General features: G+C 36.1%; 17 protein-coding genes and 2 pseudogenes. 17 read left to right on the forward strand and 2 right to left on the reverse strand.

Annotated elements, in window-relative coordinates; genetic code table 11:
* Positions 1 to 20 precede the first annotated feature (20 nt).
* On the reverse strand, positions 21 to 1,346 hold the full coding sequence (locus DN410_RS26045; RefSeq protein ID WP_149178616.1) for an ArsB/NhaD family transporter: 1,326 nt from the start codon (positions 1,344 to 1,346) through the stop codon (positions 21 to 23).
* Positions 1,347 to 1,597: 251 nt separating this feature from the next.
* Between DN410_RS26045 and DN410_RS26050 the strand changes: the two genes are divergently transcribed.
* On the forward strand, positions 1,598 to 1,948 hold the full coding sequence (locus DN410_RS26050; protein WP_000407040.1) for a YojF family protein: 351 nt from the start codon (positions 1,598 to 1,600) through the stop codon (positions 1,946 to 1,948).
* Positions 1,949 to 1,963: 15 nt separating this feature from the next.
* A complete protein-coding gene (bshB2, locus tag DN410_RS26055) occupies positions 1,964 to 2,626 on the forward strand; it encodes a bacillithiol biosynthesis deacetylase BshB2 (protein ID WP_000439473.1) in 663 nt (220 codons plus the stop codon).
* Between the two features lie 70 nt (positions 2,627 to 2,696).
* On the opposite strand, the gene DN410_RS26060 is transcribed toward bshB2, so the two are convergent.
* A complete protein-coding gene (locus tag DN410_RS26060) occupies positions 2,697 to 3,929 on the reverse strand; it encodes a MerR family transcriptional regulator (protein ID WP_149178617.1) in 1,233 nt (410 codons plus the stop codon).
* Positions 3,930 to 4,116: 187 nt separating this feature from the next.
* On the opposite strand from DN410_RS26060, the gene DN410_RS26065 reads away from it, so the two are divergent.
* The 15 genes and pseudogenes from DN410_RS26065 to DN410_RS26130 all read left to right on the forward strand — a co-directional run bounded on the left by DN410_RS26065 (position 4,117) and on the right by DN410_RS26130 (position 24,631).
* A complete protein-coding gene (locus tag DN410_RS26065; RefSeq protein ID WP_149178618.1) occupies positions 4,117 to 5,403 on the forward strand; it encodes an NAD(P)/FAD-dependent oxidoreductase in 1,287 nt (428 codons plus the stop codon).
* A gap of 13 nt (positions 5,404 to 5,416) precedes the next feature.
* Positions 5,417 to 6,889, forward strand: a complete 1,473-nt coding sequence (locus tag DN410_RS26070) for an aldehyde dehydrogenase family protein (RefSeq protein WP_149178619.1) — start codon at positions 5,417 to 5,419, stop codon at positions 6,887 to 6,889.
* 45 nt (positions 6,890 to 6,934) lie between these two features.
* Positions 6,935 to 8,371: an MATE family efflux transporter gene (locus DN410_RS26075; RefSeq protein ID WP_149178620.1), complete on the forward strand. Its 1,437-nt coding sequence runs from the start codon at positions 6,935 to 6,937 to the stop codon at positions 8,369 to 8,371.
* A gap of 45 nt (positions 8,372 to 8,416) precedes the next feature.
* Positions 8,417 to 8,698: a cupin domain-containing protein gene (locus tag DN410_RS26080; RefSeq protein WP_149178621.1), complete on the forward strand. Its 282-nt coding sequence runs from the start codon at positions 8,417 to 8,419 to the stop codon at positions 8,696 to 8,698.
* Between the two features lie 172 nt (positions 8,699 to 8,870).
* Positions 8,871 to 10,331: a CoA-acylating methylmalonate-semialdehyde dehydrogenase gene (locus DN410_RS26085; protein ID WP_149178622.1), complete on the forward strand. Its 1,461-nt coding sequence runs from the start codon at positions 8,871 to 8,873 to the stop codon at positions 10,329 to 10,331.
* Positions 10,332 to 10,361: 30 nt separating this feature from the next.
* Entirely contained in the window at positions 10,362 to 11,717 is a 1,356-nt protein-coding gene (locus DN410_RS26090) for an aspartate aminotransferase family protein (RefSeq protein WP_179958647.1), read from the forward strand.
* Between the two features lie 107 nt (positions 11,718 to 11,824).
* On the forward strand, positions 11,825 to 13,444 hold the full coding sequence (locus tag DN410_RS26095) for an amidohydrolase (RefSeq protein WP_149178624.1): 1,620 nt from the start codon (positions 11,825 to 11,827) through the stop codon (positions 13,442 to 13,444).
* A 472-nt stretch (positions 13,445 to 13,916) separates the two neighbouring features.
* A complete protein-coding gene (locus tag DN410_RS26100) occupies positions 13,917 to 15,116 on the forward strand; it encodes a multidrug effflux MFS transporter (RefSeq protein WP_149178625.1) in 1,200 nt (399 codons plus the stop codon).
* Positions 15,117 to 16,428: 1,312 nt separating this feature from the next.
* Positions 16,429 to 18,198 carry a PAS domain-containing sensor histidine kinase gene (locus DN410_RS26105; protein ID WP_149178626.1) on the forward strand — a complete coding sequence of 590 codons (1,770 nt, stop codon included), beginning with the start codon at positions 16,429 to 16,431 and terminating at the stop codon, positions 18,196 to 18,198.
* Between the two features lie 520 nt (positions 18,199 to 18,718).
* Complete coding sequence (locus DN410_RS26110; protein ID WP_149178627.1) at positions 18,719 to 19,432, forward strand: response regulator transcription factor; 714 nt, start codon at positions 18,719 to 18,721, stop codon at positions 19,430 to 19,432.
* Complete coding sequence (locus DN410_RS26115) at positions 19,429 to 20,487, forward strand: sensor histidine kinase (RefSeq protein WP_149178628.1); 1,059 nt, start codon at positions 19,429 to 19,431, stop codon at positions 20,485 to 20,487. Before DN410_RS26110 ends, DN410_RS26115 begins: the two co-directional genes overlap by 4 nt.
* A 164-nt stretch (positions 20,488 to 20,651) precedes the next feature.
* Positions 20,652 to 20,792, forward strand: coding sequence for a hypothetical protein (locus tag DN410_RS28095; protein ID WP_179958648.1), 141 nt, complete (start codon positions 20,652 to 20,654; stop codon positions 20,790 to 20,792).
* A gap of 147 nt (positions 20,793 to 20,939) precedes the next feature.
* A pseudogene (locus DN410_RS26120) lies at positions 20,940 to 21,142 on the forward strand (hypothetical protein); the annotation flags it as partial.
* A gap of 280 nt (positions 21,143 to 21,422) precedes the next feature.
* Positions 21,423 to 23,732, forward strand: coding sequence for a binary toxin-like calcium binding domain-containing protein (locus DN410_RS26125; protein WP_149178629.1), 2,310 nt, complete (start codon positions 21,423 to 21,425; stop codon positions 23,730 to 23,732).
* Between the two features lie 350 nt (positions 23,733 to 24,082).
* Positions 24,083 to 24,631: pseudogene (locus tag DN410_RS26130) on the forward strand (hypothetical protein).
* The last annotated feature ends 41 nt before the right edge of the window (positions 24,632 to 24,672 follow it).

Here is a 24,672-nt window from a genome sequence, read left to right on the forward strand (position 1 = left end):
AATTTCATGCAATACAACTTTTACATTAAATAACGTAAATAAATGTAAGCATGTGATAATAACAAAGCGATGATCGTTAACGGCAAACCAATTTTTAAGAAGTCCATATAAGAGAATCCATGTCCTTCACGTTTTGCAATACCGGCAACGACTACGTTTGCGGATGCTCCAATTAGCGTTCCGTTTCCACCTAAGCAAGCACCAAGTGATAACGCCCACCATAGTACTTCGATTTGCGGAGAATCAACAGATAGTCCGAGTCCTGAAGCTAAATCTTGAATAAGCGGGATCATCGTTGCGACAAATGGGATGTTGTCAATTGTCGCAGATGCAATGCCAGATACCCATAAAATAAGTATCGCAGCGAAACCGATATCGCCATTTGTTACATCGATTACTTCTTTTGCGAGTGAAGAAATAAGTCCGATATCAATTAACCCACCAACGAGAACGAATAGTCCGGCGAAGAAGAAAATGGTTACCCATTCAACGTGGGCGAATACATCTTCAATATCATGTTCTTTCACACCGATTAGCATAAGAAGTGTAGCACCTGTCATTGCAATAACCGCAGCGTCTACATGAATAATCGAATGAAGTACAAAGCCTAAAATAGTTAGTCCTAAAATTGAAATGGATTTTAAAAGGAGGCTTTGATCTTTAATATAATCTTTTTCATTTAATGCCATTAGTTTTTCGATTTGCTCAGGCGTTGTTTTTAGTTTGTTACGATACATGAAGTAAATAATGCCAAGTGTCACGATAGAAATAATAATTACGATAGGAGCTAAGTTAAGTAAAAAGGCATTGAAGTCTAAATGCTTATTTGCTGATCCGATCATAATGTTAGGTGGATCACCGATTAATGTTGCTGTTCCGCCTATATTTGAAAATAATACTTCTGAAATCAAATAAGGAACAGGGTTCACTTTTAAAATACGTGTAATGGATAGTGTAACAGGTACGATTAATAAGACGGTCGTTACGTTGTCCAAAAATGCAGAACCAACAGCGGTTAATAGGGATAGTAATAGTAAAATGCGGATTGGTTTTCCGCCAGCGGCCTTAGCTGCTTTAATAGCCACAAATTCAAATACGCCTGATTGACTAGTAATATGTACGAGAATCATCATCCCAATTAAAAGGGTGATCGTTTCCCATTGAATATGTGATGTGAAAGCAGCGTGTAAATCTACAATTCCAAAAATAATCATAATAGCAGCACCGAATAGTGCGATTACAGCACGATTCAATTTCTCAGAAATAATAAATCCGTACGTGACTAAAAATACGGCAATTGCAAAATAATATTGCCAATTTGCTACTTCATGTGCTGATTGTTCCAATCATGTCACCTTCTTTAAAGTATGTATTCAATTGTAAACATGCATCCCGCTGCATAATTTATATTGTAGCAAATTCAAAAAAGAAAGAAAACTATTTAACAAAGTGAAGGAAAAAATGTGTTTTTTACATATGATATAAAAAAATAAAGAAACACAGTGCAAATTATTAGGAAAAGTGAGCGTTGTCCTCTAATATAGAGATAGCAATTTACATTATTTTTGCGTAAAATGGTTTAAAGAGGTGAATTCCGATGGAAATAGTAAAAGATAGTTCTCTTATTCAAAATGAAATTGAACGTTTTGTAAATAAAGATGTATATATTCATTTAGAAACGACGAACGGAGCGTATGCGTCACACTTTAATGAAAAGATGATGACAGTTGGAGCATTCATTCGAAATGCAATTATTCGCTTTGAACGCGGGAAGATTACTGGAACAAACCCATACCGAGTTGGTCTAAAGATGGATCATGGTTGGGTATATGCAGAAGGTATTACGCACTGGGAAGTAGACGGTCAAGAGCGTTTATTACTAGCAGGGCACGATAATCAAGGTCGCTTAGCGGTAGCGCTTGAGTTAAGCTTAACGCCATTTAAGTAAGAAGGAGGGAAACTTATGGAGAGACATGTACTTGTTGTATTTCCGCATCCAGATGATGAAGCATTTGCTGCGGGAGGAACAATTCGCTTATTAACAGATCAAGGAGTACCTGTAACGTATGCGTGCGGTACTCTAGGACAAATGGGACGTAACATGGGTAAGAACGTATTCGCTAACCGTGAAACGATTCCAAATATCCGTGAGAGAGAATTAAAAGATGCGTGTGAAGCGATGGGAATCAAAGATTTAAGAATGCTTGGTTTCCATGATAAAACGTTAGAATTTGAAGATGTTGATTTCGTTGCAGATAAAATTGAAGCGATCATTCAAGAAGTAAATCCATCTCGAATTATTACATTTTATCCAGAGCACGGCGTACATCCAGATCATGATGCATTTGGCCGCGCTGTAGTTCGTGCCGTATCACGTATGTCAAAAGAAGAACGTCCAGTTATTCATGCAGTTGCGATTACGAAAAATCGCGAAGCTGTACTAGGTGAGCCTGATGTTGTAAATAATATTAGTGAAGTATTCGAGCATAAATTAGCTGCACTCGGTGCACATCGTTCACAAACAGAAGCGATGCTTGAAGAAACGCATGCAAAAATCAAAAACAAAGATGCAGCAACATTAAAATGGTTGCAACTTGAACAATTTTGGACTTATAAATGGGAGTAGGCTAGAAGGATACCTTCTAGTAGCTCTTACATAGAAAAAGCGCCGTCACAAGGGACGGCGCTTTTTTGTACTATTTTTTCGTACTAGCTACATACATGAGCATGTGGAATTTTTCGTCTATTACATGATAATCGAAATAAGGTCCTGGATCTGTACAGAAACCAATATTTTCACTTTGCATGATTTGAAATCCGTTACCCGATAAATTTTCTTCTAAGTATGTTGGATATAAAATATGTTCGTGGGAATTTGGATATAAAGTTGAAATGTTTTTCAAGGATTTGGCTGAGCTATCATAATACGAGTATCCGCCGACAATTGTTGAATTGCTATGTAAATAGTTTTTTAGAACGTGACTCGGGAACTGTGGATTGAGCAGTGAAAAATCAGTTATTGTAAAACTATCTACAAAAACGTCGATGCTAAGCGGTTTCAATGGTAGGTTTAAATCAGTATTTAAAATATAAAGGACGCGTGGCTTTGGATTCATACGCTCAATTCTATTTCTAACCTTCTTGAGCATCGCAAGTGAATATCCACTGAATACATAGGATGCGCTCGTTTCAAGAGCATCAATATATTTGGGTAGTGACACAAAAACATCAACGTTTGTTTCCACAATTAATTTGTTTGTCAAATCTATATTTTGTAGAACTTTCTGAAATTGAAAATTACTTTTTTCAAATAAGTTAATCATTTTGGGATTAATCTCTTTAATCGTTTCTTTATCGTAAAAATAGGACGGGTAAGGAGACGTCTCGTACAAGTTCGCGGTAATGATTATACCATCCTCGATAACTGCCTCGTATCCACAAGTGCAAGTTAAGCTCCCCGTACAAATGTAGACCTTTTTAATTGTTACATCTTTCATTTCAAGTGGAATGTGGCACTTCGGGCAATAGAGCAGATCTACAAAGGAAAGTGGGATCCCTGTAAGGCTCTCTTCTTTGGCTGAAGGAGAGCTAGTTTGAACTGCTTTTTCAATCAATTGGATAGTTTTTGATATGTCTTCTTTTTTCTTAGTCAGCTCGTCCTTTTTATCGATGAGCAAGTTGTTGTAATAGTCGATATCCTCATGGTCCGAGAAGTTTGTGACACGCTGATATGATAAAATTCGTTGGATTTCAAGCAATGAAAAATGAAATTTTTTCAGTTTAGTAATAAAAGCCATGTCGTCGAAACACAATTGGTTCATTTGATACTGGGTGTTTTTTTTGTCTGGTATTAATAATCCGAGTTCAATGTAATAACGAACGGTATCAGTTGTAACATGAAAAAGTTTTGCAAATGTACCAATCTTCATAGATGTACCTCCTGATGAAAAAAGTGGAGTTACTCCACTTTTTTCGTAAAATGAATTCAAAAAACTCTCAAATGGCTATTGACTTGGAGTTCCCTCCAAGTCATATTATTAATTCAATAAGTGAGAATATTTCGAATATTTTTGACTGTATTGTAACATACATGTCACGAAAGGAGAAGGATTAGCTATGGATAAGATGGATCGAATGGATACGCTCTCACTGTGGACAGCGACCGCAAACAGCTATGACAAAGGAAAACCTCTTGAAGGAAATGAAGAGGCGGATGTTGTCATTATTGGCGCAGGTTTCACAGGTCTTTCTTCTGCATATCATTTGCAAAAATTAGGGAAGAGTGTCATTGTCCTTGAGCAGGAAACAATCGGATATGGCGCAAGTGGTCGCAACGGCGGGATGGTGTTGCCAGGCTATAAGCCGACGATGCAGGAGCTTGCTAAAAAGTATGGTGACGAAGAGGCGAGACAACTTAACGACCTTTCGCTGCTTAGTGTTGAACTAGTTAAAAACATCATCGATGAGCATCAAATCAACTGTAACTTTAGAAAGACAGGTCACATTGTGGCAGCTTACAAAGCTAAGCATTTTGAAGGATTGAAACTTGAAAGTGAATACTTAAACAAAAATTTTGGATATGAATGTAGCGTGCTTAATCGAAGTCAGTTGCATCAAGAAATCGATTCTCCACAATATTATGGTTGCCTAGTCGACGACTCGAGTTACTCGTTTCAACCACTAAACTATGCAATTGGTTTGGGAGAAGCAGCTAAATCAATCGGTGCAAAAATCTTTGAGCATTCGAAAGCACTATCTATTGAGTACGGACGAAATAATGTGAAAGTTGTTACAGAAAAAGGTATTGTTACTGCGAAAGACATTATTGTTGCTACAGATGGTTACTCTGGAAAAATCATGACTGAACTGAATAAAGGTGTACTGCCAATTTCGGCACGTATTATTGCTACTGAACAGCTTTCAGAATCACTTTTGAATAGTGTTATTCCTAAAGATCGTATGGTTTTTGATACAAGTAGTTTTCTTTATTATTTCAGACGTACACCAGATAATCGGATTATATTTGGCGGTGGCGATATTCGTCCAAACTTAGGCGATGCTGTTTATGAAAGTGTTTACGATGCCATGGTTAAAATAATGCCAAAACTAGAAGGAAGTAAGATTGATTACAGATGGGGTGGATTTATCGGCGTGACAATTGATACGTTTCCAGTTATCGGCCGATCTAAAGAAGGCGCATATTTCGCAACTGGTTATACAGGCCATGGCGCGTCTCTCTCAACATTGTTTGGTAAGTTATTGGCACAATGGATCGCAACGGGGAGTGCAGGTGGATATCGATTTGAAAAGGAACGCCTCAAATCATTCCCGTTCTATAATCAGAAAACGATGTTGGTCAATCTAGCACATATTGGTTTTAAACTCGTAGATATAATTGCGTAAAGGAGAGAGGTATATGGAAATTAACATGTTCATTGACGGGAAATGGGTAGAAGCATTATCGGGTGCTAGACGAAACATTATCAATCCTGCAACTGGAGAGGTGATCGCAACGTCTGCTAATGGAACAGCAGATGATGCGAAGATAGCAATCCAGGCGGCTCGCAAAGCGTTTGACAGCGGGATTTGGTCGGATTTATCAGCCGATGAAAGAGCTGATTATCTTTATAAGATTGCAGACCGTCTTGAAGAGAAGACAGCTGAAATTGCACGTTTGGAAACGGTGAATAATGGTAAGGTTATTCGGGCAACAACCTATGTAGATATTCCTGTATCGGTTCAATGCTTCCGCTATTATGCTGACTTGATTAAAGGTATGAAAAAGGAATCTTACACTCGTGAGGATTCTTCGGAAACAATGATTATTCATGAACCGATTGGTGTTTGTGGACTGATTGTACCTTGGAATTTCCCGCTTATGTTAGCCGTTTGGCAAATTGCGCCTGCACTCGCCGCAGGGAATACAATTGTAATTAAACCTGCTGATGTCACTCCTGTAAGCGTATTTAAATTATTTGAAATTATCGAAGAGGTTGGACTTCCGGACGGAGTGGCAAACTTAGTATTGGGACCTGGCTCAAAGGTTGGGAATGAGCTTGCAGAGAGCCACGATGTTGACAAAGTTGCCTTTACCGGTGGAACAAAAACAGGGCAAAGTATTATGCGCGCAGCTGCAGGGAATATGAAAAAAGTCACACTTGAACTAGGGGGGAAATCTCCACTTATTGTGTTTGACGATGTGGATTTTGAAACGGCAGTCGATAATGCGATGTTTGGTATTTTCCACAACGCTGGGCAAGTTTGTTCAGCTGCATCCCGTTTGCTTGTACAAGAAACCATTTACGATAAGTTTGTTGAAAGGTTGGCGGAGCGTGCGAACAAAATTGTAGTTGGAAACGGGGAAAGCGAGAATATCGAAATGGGGGCTCTCACAACCGAGTCTCATATGAATGACGTTTTACATTATATAAAGAGTGGAATTGAAGAAGGTGCAAAATTAGTTTGTGGTGGTAAACGTTTAACAGAAAATGGGCTTGATCAAGGGTTTTTCATCGCACCAACAATTTTTGCTGATGTAAAGGCGGATATGTGTATTGTTAAGGAAGAGATTTTTGGACCAGTCTTAGTTGTACAGAAATTTAAAGATGAGGAAGATGCCATCCAAAAAGCGAATGATTCCATTTATGGATTAGCTGGTGCTGTATTTACTGAAGATATGGACCGAGCAAAACGTGTTATTAGTAAATTGCGTGCGGGAATTACTTGGATTAATAGTTATCATCTTGCTTATGTTGAAGGTCCTTGGGGCGGATATAAGCAAAGCGGAATCGGTAGGGCTTTAGGTACTGTTGGGCTGGCGCATTTTATGGAAACAAAGCAAATCAATATCCACGAGCATGCCAAGCCTGTAGGTTGGTATGTAAATTAATTGAGCTTAACTTGCTATATAAATTATTTGTAAGGGGATATGCTCATGAAAATAGTGGACAACGGCCCGTCATCGAAATTAGAGAAGCCAGAAGGAATGAATAAGCCGATAGATGATTCAGTGCTCGGAACCAAAAGTATTCCGTTACTATATTTACGGTTTGCTTTGGCAGGGATTATGGCCAATGTAATTCTAGGAGTTGTATCGGTTATCGATGGCTATTTCGTTAGTGGCTTTCAGGAGCTGGAAATCGAAGGGATAGGAATTGGATTTACTGTCATGGTTATTACCCGTATGATTGGTGTTCTTTTGGGGGTGGGAGCCGGAGCGGTCATTTCACTTCGACTGGGAAAAGGAAAGCTAGAAGAAGCTAGAAGTATTATGGGACAAACTTTATGGTTTACTCTTTTCCTTTCCTCTGTGATAGCTATACTTGGATTGGTCTTTGAAAATGATATTATGATTCTATTTGGAGCAAGTGATGAAGCGCTTCCGTATGCGGTGCAATATAGCCGACTGTTATGGATTTCGTTGCCATTAACGATATTGGCCGTTGTATTAAGTATTTTAGCTAATATCGATGAGAAACCTATATTATCAATGAACAGTTGGTTAGTCGCAGCGGTTGTTGCTGGGATTATGGAATGGATTATGGTTGTGAAGTATGACATGGGAATGATGGGTTCTTCATGGGCTAATACGATTTCGCAATCGATTCCTGTGCTCTTAATCTTTTATTTCTGGTTTGGTAAAACAAAACTTAAGCCGAAAATGAAAGATATGATGATTAATCTCAAGACGATTGGTGAAGTAGCTTGGACGGGCTTTGCATCTTTCTCGAGTCAGTTTATGATGTTTTTTGCCATTATTATCTTCAACAACTTACTACAAAGCTACGGTGGTGGGCTGCACGTTGCCGCTTTTACGATTCAAAACGGTTATATTACAAATTTGCTCGCTTTAGCAGCGCTCGGTGGGATGACAGGACTTCAACCGATTATTAGTTATAATTACGGCGCGGGAAACCTTGATCGTGTGAAGCAAGCAATTAAGATGGGGCTCATTTTTACAGTTTCCTTCTTTGTGATTGTGACAGCCATACTAATCATTTTTGCAGATCCAATTGTGTCATTTTTCTCTGGTGGTAATCCTGAATTGCAGAAACTGGGCATTTGGACGACAGTTGTATTCAATTCTTTATTTATGCTTAATGCAGTCGGTTTACTTATCTCCGGTTATTTCGAATCACAAGAGAGAAATTGGATTGCGACGTTTATTATTGTTAGCAAAATGCTGTTGTTCTTGTTCCCATTTCTATTTATTTTCCCGAAATTCTGGGGCGTTGAAGGTGTATGGTACGCAGGTCCTGCTGCAGAAATTCCAGGTGTTCTCATTGCTATATACTTTATGAGAAAAGAGTTCAAACGTTTAAAAAATACAAATGTTAATACAGATACCAATGTTAAAACAGTAGATTTATAGGAACGTATTCCGTCAAAATTACCAATAAGGGAGAGGGGTATCATCATGTTTTTTGCGAAAAAAATTACAGCAGAAGAAGCAGAGAAACTAGGTGCCAACACATGGGAACCGTGGGTAGGTGAACCGAATAAGGGAACGTGGCATGTAGAGGAACAGGAAGTTTTCTATGTGACAGACGGTGAAGTGTTTATTACTGTTGATGGGAAAAAGTATCATGTTACAAAGGACTGGGTTGTTTCATTGGCTAAGAACCTTGTTTGTGAATGGGATTGCCCGGTATTTTTGAAAAAGAATTATAAGATGAACCATGAGATTGATCTGAAATAATGTGAACTGGGAGTGGACAAATACTAAGCAGATGACTGCTCCTATGTATTCAATGGACAAGATTAGTAATGTTGGAGATATGTAAATCAGTTTACATATAATCAAATGAATACGCTTTCTTTTAACCGGTGTAATACAAAGGACGGTTATCTTAAAATTAGGAGGTTTCACCATGGTAGTAACGAAAAACGTACAAACGTTGAAAAATTATATTGGCGGACAATGGATAGAATCCACAAGTAAACAAGTTGAAGATGTACCAAATCCAGCAACAGGCGAGATTATTGCTCGTGTGCCACTTTCGACGAAAGAAGATTTAGATAGAGCTGTAGCAATTGCGAACGAAGCATTCAAAACATGGAGAAGGGTCGCTGTACCTCGTCGTGCTCGAATTCTATTTCGCTATCAACAGTTATTGATTGAAAACTGGGAAGAGTTAGCGAAACTTGTAACCTTGGAAAATGGAAAAAGTTATAAAGAAGCTTACGGTGAAGTACAGCGGGGGATTGAATGTGTTGAATTTGCTGCAGGTGCACCTACTTTAATGATGGGAGAGCAACTTCCTGATATTGCGACTGGTGTTGAATCAGGGATGTATCGTTACCCGATTGGAGTAATCGCAGGAATAACGCCATTTAACTTTCCGATGATGGTGCCATGCTGGATGTTTCCACTCGCAATTGCATGCGGAAATACGTTTGTATTAAAACCATCTGAAAGAACACCATTGCTGGCTAATCGCATAGCTGAATTGTTTAAAGAAGCAGGTCTTCCAGATGGCGTGCTAAATATTGTGCATGGTGCACATGACGTCGTAAATGGCATTCTTGACAATGAGGATGTGAAGGCTGTATCTTTCGTTGGTTCTCAACCTGTGGCTGAGTACATATATAAAACAGCGGCAGCTAACGGTAAACGTGTACAAGCTCTTGCAGGTGCAAAAAATCATTCGATCGTATTAAAAGATGCGGACCTTAGTTCTGCAGTGAAAGAAATTACAAGTGCTGCCTTCGGTTCAGCTGGTGAAAGATGCATGGCAGCGGCTGTTGTTGTTGTGGAAGAAGACGTTGCAGATGAGCTCGTTAATAGACTGCTTCAAGAGGCGAATGCTATTACGATTGGTAATGGGCTGGAAGAAGGTGTGTTCCTTGGTCCCGTTATTCGTGACGGACATAAAGAGCGTACACTCGGATACATTCAATCTGGTATAGAGCAGGGAGCGACACTTATTCGTGACGGACGTGAAGATGATGCAGCAAACGGTAACGGTTATTTTGTTGGTCCAACGATTTTTGATAATGTGACACAGGAAATGAAAATCTGGCAAGATGAAATCTTCGCACCGGTTCTTTCTATTATTCGTGTAAAAGACTTGATGGAAGCAATTCATGTTGCTAATGCATCACCATTCGCAAATGGTGCATGCCTATACACCGATAGCGCGAAAGCTATTCGTGAATTCCGTGAAGAAATTGATGCAGGTATGCTTGGGGTCAATCTTGGGGTTCCTGCTCCAATGGCATTCTTCCCATTCTCAGGTTATAAGAAATCCTTCTATGGTGATCTCCATGCAAATGGAAAAGATGGCGTAGAATTCTATACTCGCAAGAAAATGCTTACGGCTCGTTATTGAAAGATTGATGTGAAACCATAAAAGAATAGAATGGAGTTGGTGATTGTGCAAGCGACAGAACAAACACAAAGTTTGAAACAAGCAGATGAAAAGTACCTTTGGCACGCAATGAAAGGAGCATCCCCTAATCCAACGAATCTAATTATTACAAAAGCAGAAGGAGCATGGGTGACGGATATTGATGGAAACCGTTATTTAGACGGTATGTCTGGTCTTTGGTGTGTGAATGTTGGCTATGGCCGAAAAGAGCTTGCAAGAGCGGCTTTTGAACAACTGGAAGAAATGCCATATTTCCCTCTGACACAAAGTCATGTTCCTGCTATTAAATTAGCAGAGAAATTGAATGAATGGCTTGATGATGAATATGTCATTTTCTTTTCTAATAGTGGATCAGAAGCGAATGAAACGGCGTTTAAAATTGCTCGTCAATACCATCAACAAAAAGGTGATCATGCACGGTATAAGTTTATTTCACGCTATCGTGCTTATCACGGTAACTCAATGGGGGCTCTTGCAGCAACAGGTCAAGCGCAGCGAAAGTATAAATATGAACCACTTGGGCAAGGTTTCTTGCATGTAGCACCACCTGATACGTATCGCAATCCAGATGATGTTCGTACACTGGCAAGTGCTGATGAAATCGATCGTGTTATGACATGGGAGTTAAGTCAAACAGTAGCCGGCGTGATTATGGAGCCGATTATTACCGGGGGTGGCATTTTGATGCCTCCTGATGGATATATGGAAAAAGTAAAAGAAATTTGTGAGAAGCACGGTGCGTTGCTCATTTGTGATGAAGTTATATGTGGATTTGGCCGGACTGGGAAGCCATTTGGATTTATGAATTATGGCGTTAAACCAGATATCATTACAATGGCAAAAGGTATTACAAGTGCGTATCTTCCTTTGTCAGCGACAGCAGTCAGACGAGAGATTTATGAGGCATACGTAGGCAGTGAAGATTATGATCGCTTCCGCCATGTGAATACGTTCGGAGGAAATCCAGCTGCTTGCGCCTTGGCTTTGAAGAATTTAGAAATTATGGAGAATGAGAAACTCATTGAACGTTCCAAAGAATTGGGTGAGCGACTGTTATATGAACTAGAGGATGTAAAAGAGCATCCAAACGTAGGAGATGTTCGCGGGAAAGGACTTCTTTTAGGTATTGAACTAGTGGAAGATAAGCAAACAAAAGAACCGGCTGCTATAGAAAAGGTGAACAAAGTCATCAATGCTTGTAAAGAAAAAGGTCTAATTATTGGTAAAAATGGTGACACTGTTGCAGGTTACAATAATATTTTGCAGCTTGCTCCTCCATTAAGCATTACAGAGGAAGACTTTACTTTTATCGTTAAAACAATAAAAGAGTGTTTAGCTCAACTGTAACTAATTATTGATAAATTTTGCTGGAAAGCGGAACAGCATCTCGAGAGATATATCTTTAAATATGGAACGAATCACTCTAAAAGAGTAATTCCGAAAGGGCTGAGTTTATGAAAGCTGATGTTGTATTGTTAAATGGAGAAGTTATTACAGTAGACCAAAAGAATACAGTGGCCGAGGCTGTAGCAATAAAAGATAATCGTATCGCAGTTGTTGGTTCAAATCAGGAGATTAAGAGTTTTATAGGAGAAAAAACGAATGTAATTGACCTGCAAGGAAAAACGCTTCTTCCTGGATTCATTGATTCCCATCTTCACCTCATTTCTTATGGACTAAATCAGTTGGCTGTCAGTTGTAAAGCTGAACATATGGATTCTATCGAGGCTTTGTTAGATGATCTGAAAAAGAAGGCATTAGAAACGCCAAAAGGTGAATGGATACGTGCTTGGGGCTTTAATGAAACCGCTGTGAAGGAAAAGCGTTATCCAACAATCACTGAGCTGGATGGAGTTTCAGTTGAACATCCTATTATGATAACCCGTACTTGCCACCATATAAGCGTAGTGAACAGCAAAGCATTAGAAATTGCGCAAATTAACGAGAACACGCCGAACACGAGTGGGGGAGTTATTGAAAAGGATCAGGCAGGAAAGCTTACAGGAAAGTTAATTGAAGCAGCAAATATGAGGATGAGTGAGGTTGCAAGTTATACAGAAAGTGAAATGATGAAGGCTGTGAAAATTGCATCAGATCATTTCGTTGCAGCTGGCATAACAAGTATACATGATGCAGGTGGAGATGGACCTGAGAGTTTTCGTTTGCTACAACAAGCTGTGAAGAGTAGGGATATTCGTGTCCGAATATATGCAATGATATGTCAGATAAATAACTCCCATGAATTTGTTAATAAAATGATTGAGGCTGGTGTGGTAACTGGTACCGGAGATGAGAGATTCAAAGTGGGACCAGCTAAAATGTTTACAGATGGAAGCAGCACTGGGCCTACAATTGCAACACGTGAGCCGTACACTAGTGACGCTAACAATTCTGGTATTCTTTATTATAGTGAGGAAGAAATCTATCAAGTTTTAGGTGAAGCACATAAAAAAGGTTATCAAATCACTGTACATGCACAAGGTGATAAAGCTATTGAAATGTATTTAAATTGTGTAGAAAAGGCGCTAGAGGAATCGCCAAGAAAAAATCATCGTCACCGAATCGAACACGCGGGAATTTCTTCACCAGATTTACAAGAGAGAATGAAAAAACTCGAGGTGATTCCAATTTCAAATCCTCCATTTCCATATGAATTTGGAGAGATATATGCACGGCACTATGGTGAGCGTGTTAACCATATGTACGCTGCTCGTGATTTTATTGATCGTGGCATCATTGCAGCAGGTAGTTCGGACGCGCCAGTTACTGACTATAATCCTTTATTAGGAATTCATGTTGCTGTTAATAGAAAAAGTAAGTCTGGGGTGGAAATTGGTGCGAATCAATCCATAAGCTTAATGGAAGCTATTAAACTATATACATGGAATGGCGCTTATGCAAGTTTTGAAGAAGAGATAAAAGGAAGTGTAGAGGTCGGTAAGTTAGCGGATTTAATTATATTAAATAACAGCATTTTAAGTGCCAGTCTAGACCAAATTAAAGATTTAAAAGTAGAAACAACGATTATTGATGGAGAAATTATCTATCAAGAAAAACAATCAGTGAAAATGTAACTAAACGCCCCCAATTGTTAGATTGGGGGGCGTTTAGTTGCTTCGTTGAACTTTTAATCCTGTCTAATTGAGAAGGTGCATTGCATAATGTTTTGGCGGGGGCAATTCATAATCATTAAGGTACGAATACAAGGAGTATTTTTCATCTGCATACTTTCCTTCTAAGGCAATTGTATTAAGTTATTATCTTTTTTGAAACGTATTAATTTTCTGGGAGAATAAAAAGGATATTTGTCTACTAACAAAGATTCAGATTGTGAACACTAGAAAACGAACACAACCTATCATATAATTAAAATACCGTATTTTTAAATAAATGTTAATATTACCCTCCTATAAGTATTAACATACGTAATTGAGGTGTTTTCTTTGTTGTTTTATGATCGAATTTCTATAATGGCCCCTCCTGTTCCGTAGCTAAGGAAAGTCTTTTTATTTCTGAGATTTTCAAAGTTATAGGAGGGTATGAAAAATGAAAAAAGTCTCAGTACCATCACTTTTGTTAATGATTATTCTTGTCGCATTTCCGCAAATTAGTGAAACGATTTACACACCGTCTTTACCTGATATTTCAAAGGTGTTACATGTAAGTAATAATGAGGTGCAGTTAACACTTAGTGTGTATTTTGCTGGATTTGCTTTAGGTGTATTTTTTATTGGGTGGTTATCAGATATAATTGGTCGTCGTCCGGCAATGGTATTTGGAATTGTCGTATATGGCACTGGGAGTTTCTTATGCTTTATTGCAAGTTCCATTGAATTTTTATTGGTAAGTCGTTTTATTCAAGCGTTTGGAGCAAGTGCAGGATCAGTTGTTACACAAACGATTCTTCGTGAAAGTGTAGATGGCCATAAACGCCATGTTATGTTTGCTCAAATTTCGGCAGTCATTGCTTTTACACCAGCGATAGGCCCACTAATCGGGGGCTTTCTTGATCAAATGTTTGGTTTTAAAATAGTATTTTTAAGTTTAGTAGTTATGAGTGTCGGAATTTTGCTGTATACATTTGTTTCTCTTCCAGAAACAAAAACGGATTCAGTGACGAATCAAATAAATGTGTTTTCTGTTTTAAAACGGTTGATTACAAATCCGAAAGTAGTAACATACGGTCTATTAATTGGAGGAGCGAATGGTGTTTTATTTAGCTATTATGCAGAAGCACCGTTTATCTTTATTGAATACTTTCAGTTATCGCCTAGTATGTACGGGTTTTTAGGAATTGTTGTTGCGTCTGCTTCTATTATTGGGGCGAAAGTTTCAAAGTGGTTACTTGCTACTTATAAACCAGAGAAAATTATATATATCGGTTGTATTGTAATGACAGGGGGAGCTATCCTTTTAACTGTTATTACTTCAGTTGGATCAAATCCAAACATAATATATATGATTGGATTTTTAGTAGCGATGTTTATATTGCTATTAGGAATTGGGGTAGCGTTACCAAATTGTCTTAGCTTAGCGTTAGTAGATTTTCAAGATGTTATTGGTACTGCGGGAGCATTGTTTAGCCTAGGGTACTATATAATAGTGACGATGACAATTTTGGGAATGAGTCAGCTTCATACAGGTTCCTTAGTAGTCATGCCTCTGTATTTTTTAGTTATTATAGTAATTATGATAGTTTTCACTCGAGTGTTTATTTTGAATGAGAGAGCTGAAAAATCTGCTTAACTATATAAAGAGAAAAAAGAGTCTCATTGAAAAATGAGACTCTTTTTTTATAAAGTTTATCACTCGTGTTGATAATTATTAGTAGTACAGTTTTACAAAACCTATTTTTTGAACAAGAGGTAGATGTAGCCACTGTTTTTTAATCATCTACAATTAATTGTGAATCTAGTCTTCATGCGAAAAATTTGATTGAAAATCCAGTATAGCGAGATTTAAACATGATATATATAGGTCATGTAGATTGTAAATAAAATACTAAATTTATAATTTAAAACAAATTGATAAACGGAGGAGATAAGGTTTTATTCAAAACCTGGTATTATTTAGTGTTTGGTTTATATTTGGTTTTTGTTTGGTTTATGTTTGTTTAATGTTAATTGTATATTTGTTATATCTTTGGTTTCATTAATTACAAAATCAGTTACAAAAGTTACAAAACCTATTTTTGTCATCTAAATAGCCTTATATTACGGAGGAGAGCATGAAAAAAATGCCTTTAGGAGGGGGCAAAAGGTTTTGGTAAATAAGATAGTAAATCATAAAAAATGTGCTATCAAACTTGGACACACTCATGTTATGAATCTAAAAATGAAAGAAAGTAGTATGAATAAACCAATAGAAATTTAATGAAAACATTATTAATCAGAAATTCATGCTCATTTAAAAATTTAGCAGCATACGATACAGAAGGTAAGGCCTACAAGAACAACCAGTAGAAGGGGACAAAACGTAAGTAAAAGGTTACGACATTACGAATACAAAAATGAAAGATGGTGATCCTAAAGAACATATAACTTCAGAGGTTGATACAAAAGTTCTACCAACTAAAGAACATACAACTTCAAAGACCGATACAGAAGTTTCGCCGACTAAAGAAATGATAAGACGTCAGTATAGCGTCTTATTCGCTCGTCAACGGATGAGATGATAAAAAACTGTTGCGGTGCAAGGAGTCTATCAAGTATGTAAATGCTTGTACTAACAGCTAGGTGATAGGGAAATATAGATTGTTTTTTTGTTTGTACAATGAGTATAAACTAGGTGTATCAATATGATTTAGAATTAAATAATTTAAATAAAAGTAAGAGGATAATAGATCTATTTATAGCGTGCCTTGGATTCAGAAAGAAATATAATTGATTTTTTATATTTTAAACCCTTGTTTTATTAATCTAGGCAAGTACGAGGTTGATTCTATGGTACTTCAGAACAAGAGCATCATTGTATTAGGTATTTGTTTTTTGTTTCTAGTTGGAAAATTTATATTGGGAGTCTTAAAGATATAGTAAATATAAAGGAGATGGGTTAAATAATGAAATATACACTTAAAGATCTTATAAATATAAACGAGTTTAAGAATATAACAGAGCAATTTTATAATTTAACTAAAGTTCCATTCTGTCTCCTTGATAATAATCAAAATGTTATATTTTCCAAAGGTAACCCTTTTTTTCACAATCAAAAAATCCAATTGTCCCAAGAAATTAATATTCCCATCATTGTTGAGCAAATGCATATAGCAACCTTTGTTATAGGGGCAAGTATGAATAAAGAGGTTATTGCGGATTCTCATATAACACATTTTAAATGCATTGCAAATCTAATTGAAGAGATGGCAACACAACAATTAAAACTTAAAAAAATTCATGAAAAAGATTCACAAATGAATATGATAACAAATCATGAGGAAATTTGTTTAGGCAGTATATTAAAAAATATGCCGATTATGATTAATGCTATTGATGAAAAAGGAAATATTATTATGTGGAATCGGGAATGTGAATTAGTAACTGGATATAATGCAGATGAAATAATTAACAATCCAAACGTGATGAAATTGCTATATCCTTATAGACCTAATCGTAACGCTTTTAGAGATTGGGAGATGGATATCACATGTAAAAATGGTGAGATAAAAACTATTATGTGGTCCAATATTTTACATAGTATTCCAACTTTAGGATGGAGTATCGGAGCAATTGGAATTGATATAACTAAGCGTAAGAGGATGGAAGAGAAGCTTAAACAAACCTCGACTGAACTAGAATTAATTTTTAAAGCAATTCCTGATTTGTATTTTTTATCAGAATTTGATGGGACCATTAAGGATTGTAAAGTTAATTCTGTATCCAAATTTTATGTTCCAATTGAAGAATTTATCGGGAAGAAATTCCAAGAGATATTACCAGTTCCTATCATAAAGCAATTTGAGCAGGCTATTAACCAAATAAAAACTTCATCCGCTCCTGTATTAATAGATTATTCTCTACAACTAGATGATGAAATTTATTATTTTGAAGCAAGACTTTTACCGCTTTTTGAGGATAAAATTATGATTATTGTACGTGATATTACAGAGCGTACAGTAACAACGGAATTATTAAAGAAATTAGACACCCTTAATGCAGTAGGACAATTGGCAGCTGGAGTCGCTCATGAAGTTCGTAATCCATTAACAGTAATTAAAGGGTTCATGCAATTATTGCAGCAGGAAGTAGGGAAGGATAAAGAATATTTAAGTCTGATGCTTTCTGAAATCAGTAGTATTGAAAAAGTTATTCAAGAATTTTTATCTATTGCAAAACCGAATGCTACAGTATTTGAACCGAAAAACCTTTGCGCTATATTAGATAATGTAGTCGACTTAATAAGTACACAAGCAACTATGAATAATATTCGTATTACATTAAATATCGATGATGAAAACTTATTAGTTGAGTGTTGCGAAATTCAATTAAAACAAGTTTTCAATAGTATTTTACAAAATTCTATTGAGGCTATACAAAATGGTCAAGAAATCGTCATTAGCGTGAAAAAACACAATAGTACCGAGGTTAAGATTTGTATTTTAGATAAAGGAGTAGGTATTCCTTCAGAAAGAATTAAAAGACTAGGTGAACCTTTTTATAGTACAAAAGAAAAAGGGACGGGTGTTGGGCTCATGATGAGTTATCGAATTATTGAAAGTCATGGTGGGAAAATAAGTATAAAAAGCCAAGTTGGGAAAGGAACTACTGTTACTCTGTTTTTCCCAATTTATAACGGTGCCTCACTTGGTGATGTTAGTACAAATAACATGTAATCATAAAATATATTATTTGTTATTAGTGAACTAGCAAATAAATCTCTGAAAATATAAGCTATTATCTTGTAGAAGTATAGGTGGTCTAAAGTAATTTGATCAGGAAAAGAGAAAGGGATTTAATAGGGATCATTTAACTTGGATTTGAAGTGCAACTCCTAATTTCATTAGACGTCACATTTTATGCATAGAAGTAAAAGGATTCTTTCAAAATGTACTTAATAAGTTAGATTGACAATTCATGATGTAACAGAAGATAAAAAATTAATTTAGGGAAAAGAAGGTTGCTCTAAATACCATTTAGGCTAAATCGCATGTATATCTTTAAAGTGAAAAGTTTCTTTTTCTCAGCTATAGAAAAAGAAACTTTTTTACTTGAGTAATAATTTTTTATGATGTTTGTGAAAGGGTTTTGTTATATTTTTGAAAGAAAAATGTAATGTATATAAACTAATATGAACTTACGAATATTGATTTTATATCATTCGCCATTGATGAAGGAACAGAGGAGATTTAATGTATGAAAACAAGAATTGCAATTATAGAGGATGAAGATAATATACGGGAGATATGTAAACGGTACTTAGAAAGGGAAGGGTATGAGGTATACACTGCTGTGAACGGAGCAGAAGGATGGAATGTATTTCAACAATTTCAACCGGATCTAATTATTTTAGATTTGATGATGCCAGAAAAAGATGGTTGGGAACTATGTGAGGAAATTCGCCAACATTCCAATGTACCTATCATCATGTTAACCGCGAGAGGAGAAGAAAGGGAGCGGATTTTAGGGCTAACAATGGGGGCGGATGATTATGTAACCAAACCCTTTTCGCCTCGTGAATTAGTATTAAGGGTACAAATTATACTAAGAAGAGGAAATCAAGTAACACTTCAAGGGGTAGAGCCTGAATCAGGAATGATAGAGTTTCAAGATTTGAAAATTGATCCAACGAAAAGACGTGTATTTGTTTGTCAATATGAAATAGAGCTAACGGTGAAAGAGTTTGAGGTGCTTTATCTCATGGCAAAACATCCTAAACAGGTGTTTTCACGGTCGCAACTTCTTGAACAAATTTGGGGATTTGAGTATGAAGGCTGCACAAATGCAGTAACTGTATTAATGAGTCGTTTACGTGAGAAATTGGAGAAGCATACAGCAAAGAATCGTTGGGTTCATACGGTTTGGGGCATCGGTTATTGTTTTGAACCAGATGGGGGAAACGATAAATGAAGCTACGAAATCAACTTTTACTGATGAATCTATTAAGCACGGGTATCATGGTAATTTCTATATGGTACAGTGAAAGACAAATGTTACTTAGACCAGAACAGACACGATTATTAATAGTAATAGTAATTGTGGCAATGATTATTTCTACGATTATTTACTGGTTAATGACACGCCCTATTATGAGATCTATTCAAAATTTAATTGCCTTAACCAAACAATTTAGTGATAGACAATTTGGAACGATGTACATAATAGGAAAAGAACCGGAAGAATTTAGAGAATTAGCAGAAGCTTTTCAAGAAATGGCTAAAAAACTAGACGAAAGTTTTGCTAAGTTAGAAAAAGGAGAAAAAGCACGTACAGAGCTGATTGCGAATATTTCCCACGACTTACGAACACCTATGGCTAGCATACAATTGATGGTAGAAGCGTTACAAGATGGATTAATTGAAGACCCTGATATGAAACATCAATATTTAAAGACAATCCTAAATGATATACAACGATTAAGTGGACTAATTAATGATTTATTTGACCTTTCTAAGTTAGAACTTGGACAAGAAGTTTTTCATCCAAGTTTAATACATGTGGATAGCATTCTATTAAAAGTAATAGATTCACATGATATCTTATTGCAAGACAAAGAGATTGATTTGCAATTGCATGTTTCAGAGACATTACCACGAATTTGGATTATGCCATGTAAAATAGCACGAGTTATCAATAATTTGTTACATAACGCGATTCGTCATTCTCCTACATGTGGAACAATCGAATTAATTGTAGAGGAAAATAAACAGAAGCAGCAAGTTCAATTCACCTTGTGTGATGAAGGGGAAGGGATTTCTCCAGATGATCAATTGCGTATATTTGACCGTTTTTTTAGAACGGATCCATCAAGAAGTTCACAATCTGGAGGTTCTGGGCTTGGTTTAGCTATTGCAAAATCGCTAGTTGAATTGCATAAAGGACAAATTGGTGTTCGGGACCGCCAAGATGGGAAACAGGGATGTGAATTTTGGTTTACTCTTCCTGTTACACCAGAGAAGAAGTGAGGCGGTTGAAAGACTTTTTTAACATTTACGAAAGTAAATTGAAAGATATATATAATAAGATTACTGTGTCGAAGGTGATTATATTTTAATCTGAAGTGAATAGTATAAGTATAATTTCATCTTTTGTAATCTTGTAGATCTGATGAAAGAGAGGAAGAAATAAAATGGGTCAAATGAAAAAAGTAACTCCCGCGGCCTTAGCATTTTCTAGTTCAATTACTTCTGTTGAAAAAGAAAACCCGTCATTAAATATCAAAAATGGACAGGTGCCAGAAGAAAGTTTCAATTTCAACAGGTGTAATTAAAACAGATGATTAAAAAACAGTTCGTTCAGATGTACTAGAAAAGTAAAGAGGTATGGAAAAGGAACCCTATTTTCTAAACGGCCTTTATAGAATGAAAATAAAGGAATCACATACATAAAAAATATATTGAACAGAGGTAACTACACGATGATTTTAAAACTATTATTTATACTTTTTGGCGTGGTCTTAGTATTATGGGGTATATATAGAATGAAAACGGATGAAGCATTTATAGGGAAAACACAAACAAGAAAAAAATATTTAATTTCTTTATTTTAGGAGAAACAGCGGGGCTGGGACAATTCTTAAGCGGAACTGCATGTGTAATTATAGGGGGGTTATCTTTTATTTTTGTCACCTATCAGATTTACAATTTATTAAATAGCAAAGTCAAACTGCCTTTTTGTTTGGTTAGGAAATAATTTATAAAATTTGTTTCTGTAATTTTCTCATCTTTCTATGTGTTAAGAAATTCTGCAACGGAGCCCTTTATATCAATAAAGTAAAAAAGATTTGTGAAAGACTTTTGTAACATTTGCGAAAGGAAAATGAAAGACTTGTGAGATATTATGAAATCAATCTTACTAGTAGATGTTCAAACATGTATAGGAAATATGGAGGAAAACTAAGATGAAAAAATTAAAGCCAATACTTGGTGCAGTAAGTAGTTTAACTATGGCATTGACGATAACATCCCCTGCTTTAGCTGAAACAAAGCCTGAACAAGGCGGAAAAGTGGAAACCTTTCAAGAAGATACCAATCTAAAGGAAGGACAAAATATTATCTATGGTGATTCTGGAAAAAAGGGAATCATGATTATGGAAGAACCTCAGGAAAATAATGATTGGGACGATGATGGTATTCCTAATGACGTGGAAGAAAAAGGATTTAAAATTGTGTTTAATGAAAAGACAGGAAAAAATGAAGCTCATTTATATGATCTAGTGAAAGACTTTGGAAAAAAGAGATTTATAACAAATCCGAAGAGTGCAAACTCAGATGGAGACCCCTTTACAGATAGCTATGAAGTGGAGCATTATGATAGTGATTCTGATACAGATTTTAACCCCATGATCGCGAATGTGCCAAATCTACAAATTGCTGTAAAACGTATCGATATTACTCCGGTTGCTAGTATTACAGATTCAAATGGTGAATCACGTACTAAGAGCTGGGAAAAAAGTCTTTCTGTACAACATTCTTTTAATGTTGGTTTAGCGGTTGAAGGCGGTGCCGAGGGATCGGCAGTGGGTCCTGTACCTTCAGGAAAAGGATCGTTAAATGTAGGGTATGGTTACTCTAATACAAAAACGGAAACAGAAAGCATCTCTAATAGTTTTGATTGGTCAACAGCAACAACTGTTGATTCAGCTAAAGCAGCAAATGTGCGCTTCCATCTAGAATATAAAAACACGGGTACAGCATCTGCTGGGGATGTTTCACCTCACTTTAACATTCGATTAGGTAATAAAATTATTAATACTGTTAAGGCGACACAAGATCGTTATAAAGCCAACTTGTTAACTACAGCAAAAGGTGGAAATAATAAAACTGAAATTCTAATGGATAGTGTAGAAGGTCAAGCTGATGTGAAAATTTCTCTGACACTAGATGAATTAAAAGCGGTAGAACAAGGGGCACCACTTTCTATTGAAGTCTTGCCTACCAGTACAATGAATGTATATACAATGAAAGATGGAAAGTTTGAAAATTTAGGTGATTGGTCGCATTTTGCATCAAATGTAAATGCTTCTACTACATTGATAGAAACAAACTACGGTTCTATACCAAAATATAGAGTCTATACACCAAGAACGGGAAAGGAAAAGCCTGCTAGCATTAATCATAATCTTTCACTAGACGAATTCTTTGCCCATACTGGGATAGCTGATAAAGGTTGGGTAGCGAATTATATAGTAAATGGTCGCCTAAACGAAGAACGAGTTCGTTATGGTCCAAGTCGGACTCTTTTAGAACGAGGTAAGAACCTTGGTTTCTTTGATAATCGTGCACTACGACCAACTTTATCATATAGCAGTTATGATTATAGCAAGAAAAAGATTTATGCATCGGTTATACCAGGGATATTTAATTTGAATGAAGAAATATTTGTTACGGTTCGTAATAAAAAAGGTGAGGGTCAAAAGGTAACATTAGTTCGAAATCAGAATTCAAATGTATATGAATCTAAAGAAAATGAACCTGTAGACATAGCAGTAAATCGTGTATCTCTTGGAGAATCTCAGGTGAAGTTTGAACTCATTGATGCAAAAGATAATAAAACAGAAGTCTTCACGCCTCTTGTTTCAAATAAAAGCTATCTGGAAGCTATCGATAAATTAGTAGTAGATAATTCTGGAGAACCTATAGTAGAAGGTAAAAAGTACTATTTGAAGTCATCTGTTAGCTTTTATAATGGTGTAAAGGAATCTTGGTCTGCCGGAACTTTAAGCCAATCAATTAATGGGGGATATGTACACTTTTCACTTAAGGGGAATAATTGGGACGGATTGAGACTCGGTCCTATCCAACAAGCAATACATGGACCAGACATTCAAGCAACACCAGTATTGATTGAAAGAAAAGGAAAATCTAAACCTGAAGAACCATTCAAAAAAGATGAAGAAGTATTTCTTAAGTTTACGAATAGTAGCCATAGTAATTACCAGTATTTAAACTTTGGAAACGGTTATGATTATAGCTGGTTAGATACGGAACAGAATCAATCTGCTCTTAAATTAGACAAAATTTCTAATCAGAAGAGTTTCTATATAAAATCTGATTCCAATTATATAACATCTAGAGAAAATCAGTGGACTAGTTCTGTTGCAGATAATGGTATTGCCCCGCTTGTAGGTGCTGGTGAGCGTGTTTTAAAATCTGAGCATACAACTTCACCAGGTAATTATCACCAATGGGAATTAGAAAGTATTAAGTAAAGAATTAGGAGGTATATGTCCCCCTGTCTATATGGATGGGGGTATGTATATAAGGTTATAAAGATATCAAATCTTTCTGTTGGAGATGTCAATCTTCTCGTTTCGGGTGATTTGAATTTATTAGCCTGGTGGATATATAGTGAACCCTAGGACGGTAATACCTAAAATAATATAGGTATTATTATAATTTAAGATGAATGCATAAAAAGAGGTTGTCCCCAAAGTAGCTGAATAGCTACTTTGGGGCAACCTCTTTTATATTTTATGAAAATAATTATAGGTATGAACATGTAATTAATGTTAAAATATACCAAAGTTGTATAGTTATAGTTTTTTTTGGAGGGTTAAATATGTTAATGAATCTAGTATGTACTCTACTAATCATTTCCAGACTTACTATAGTTGTAAGAAAAACTTTCATTTTAAACCACTATCTTTGTAATTTAATGGCATTCTTTTGTGTTTATATGACAACATTTTCTTATGTGTTAAATCAACTTTCATTAGTGAAAACAATAGTTGTACTAGTTTTGTTGTTTATAACTTTAGTTCTCGTATACTCACATTTCGATATTAGAGGGCTAGCTTTTAACGATTATACAGTCTTTAATTTACCTTCTAACCGAGTGAATATATTAGTGAAAGGAGGACTTACTGAAGCAAATATAGAATTTACGTTGGATAAAAATAATATACATTAATCGGAATATTCTGCTAATATTCGAATTTTAAATAGGCCGTTTCATACTACTGATATTCTATTTAGAAAATGTCCAGATGATATGAAGGGGGAAATTAAAGATATTATTGAGAAAAAGATAAAAATTGAAGAGAAGCATTTTCCTCTTTCTGGTGTATGGTTGATTGTTTTAGGAGTAATAATATTTTTCGTAAAATAGTAGCAGTGTAAAATGTTTTTTGCAAGAGGATTCGCATTTTT

Origin of the sequence: Bacillus sp. SH5-2 (genome assembly GCF_008368905.1) — a bacterium.
In the GTDB taxonomy this organism is placed as follows: domain Bacteria; phylum Bacillota; class Bacilli; order Bacillales; family Bacillaceae_G; genus Bacillus_A; species Bacillus_A luti.